Annotated in this window: 2 protein-coding genes and 1 pseudogene; all 3 read left to right on the forward strand. The window is 67.7% G+C overall.

Translation table 11 applies throughout. From position 1 onward, the window contains the following. Positions 1-370: 370 nt before the first annotated feature. Positions 371-739 (forward strand): annotated as a pseudogene (locus CED_RS25840) (GNAT family N-acetyltransferase); the annotation flags it as partial. 536 nt (positions 740-1275) lie between these two features. Further along, positions 1276-1518 (forward strand): hypothetical protein, encoded by a 243-nt coding sequence (locus CED_RS21155; RefSeq protein WP_035913737.1) that lies wholly within the window; start codon positions 1276-1278, stop codon positions 1516-1518. Between the two features lie 16 nt (positions 1519-1534). Next, on the forward strand, positions 1535-1813 hold the full coding sequence (locus CED_RS21160; protein ID WP_011436317.1) for a ribbon-helix-helix domain-containing protein: 279 nt from the start codon (positions 1535-1537) through the stop codon (positions 1811-1813). The last annotated feature ends 162 nt before the right edge of the window (positions 1814-1975 follow it).

Here is a 1975-nt window from a genome sequence, read left to right on the forward strand (position 1 = left end):
CTCTTATTGTGGTGCACCAGGTCCACCTCTTTTCTGATCATGACCTTGACCTGGGCGAATGTGGTTCTCGATCTATCATCTGAGTTCCAGCGCCATGCGATGGTGCTGGTCAGGGCGTCGCCAGCTGGTTCGAGTCCCGGCTGGACGACCGACCATATTGCGACCATGCGAACCGCCTGTCTGCCGAGTGCTGAGCGGCGGCGACGTCGGAGGACATCCGGGGTGGCCGTGGCCTTTCACTGGGTGACGGCGGCGCTGGCGCTCGGGTGGGTCCTGGCAGCCCGTTCGGCGCGCGGTTCATGGTGCCTGTGTCCGCGCCGACGGTGACCTGCCCATGGTGCGGGGCCCAGCAGGGCGAGCCAAGCGGCGGATGGAGGGTTCTATCCTGATCGGGTGTCGTCGGTGGAGATCCGCGTCTGCGAACAGACGGATCTTGATCTCCTTGACCGGTGCATCCCGGCGGCAGGCCGGAGGAGCTTTCACCGCCGACGGTTCGAACGGCAGAGCGTCGCCAGAGGGGACATACCTCGTCGCCTGGCTGGCTGGGCGGCCCGTGGGACATCTGCTGATCATCTGGACGGGTTGCGACGTCGACGAAGTGCGGCGGGAGACAGGCGGCTGTCCGGAGTTGAACGCGCTCGGGGNGTGGCCGCCGGAGCAGCGCCGGCACGGGATAGGCCGAGACCTTCTTCGTCACGCCGAGATGCTGGTCGCAGCGCATGGCAGCNGGANGGTNGGTNTTGGTGTGGCTGCCGACANCCCCGAGGCCGCCCGCCTCTACCGGCGACTCGGCTACGTCGTGCGGGTGCAACGCTATGTCGATCGCTGGACCTGGGTCGATCAGGATGGCGTGGAACGCGAGGAAGCCGAGCAGACGAGTTTTCTCGTCAAGAGCCTTCCAGCAGCGCAGGCCTCTGGAGAGCGCGCAACGTGATCGACGTGCTCCAACCGACCCGTCGCTCCGGACGCGGCGTAGCGTGCCGCTCCGCGGATATCTGGAGGAACATGCTGTTTCGGCATTCGCTCGGTACCGCCGGCTTGCTGGAGGCGTCCTCGTCCGGTGTGGCCATCTCCGTTATGAGTCCGTCTGCTGTGGTACACGTGCCCTGAACTGGGCTGAGGCGGCTCGGTCGCCCCTGGGCGGCGGCGAGCGGCCTTGCTGAGCCCTGGGTCGCCACTGCGGTCCGGCGCCACAGTGCATCGACGGGCAGGCCCCACCCGAAACCACCCTTCGGGCTCTGCGAGTGCCAGCCCGTTTCGTATTACGATTGATGGGTGGAGATCCANCGGTCGGCCCGTAAGCATGGCGTCGCCGACGCGGACATCCTCCACGCCGCCGAGCGGTACGTCGTCGCCTACTCGCTNGACGACGACGGGCCACCCTGGCGTGAACTGCGGCTCGGCCCGGGCGGGGCGGGCAACCTGCTGGAGATCGTCGTCCTGCTCCTCGACGACGGCACGGAACTGATCATTCATGCCATGCGGATGCGTTCCCAATACCGGGATCTCCTGCCGTGACCAAGGAGAGCGCACGATGACGAACAAGGAGACCGCCCGCCGGACGGCAGGCGGCGTACCCGTGACCGACGAGCTGGTCGAGGACCTGGCCGCCGAGGCCGAGACCGGCTACGACGTCGCCCACCTCCACCGCCGCGGCGGACGCCGGCCCCTCGGCTCCGCCCCGGGCGAGGTGGTCCCCGTCCGCCTCGACCCCGAACTGCGCGCCGCGCTCAGCGCCCGCGCCCAAGCCGAGCACACCAACGCCAGCGATGTCATCCGCCAGGCTCTCCGCGCCTGGCTCGACGTCGCCTGACCAGACCGGGTCATATCGCGCTCAGTGCGACCTCACGGCGCATCACATCTCCCGAACCCGACCACAAACCGTCGACCCAACCACGACACCCACGATCACGGTCGCGAGACGGGCCGAAGCGTCCGACACCACTAGGAGTTCGGGACATGTGTTCGATTCGCT

Source organism: Frankia sp. CeD (genome assembly GCF_000732115.1).
Taxonomy (GTDB): Bacteria; Actinomycetota; Actinomycetes; order Frankiales; family Frankiaceae; genus Frankia; species Frankia casuarinae.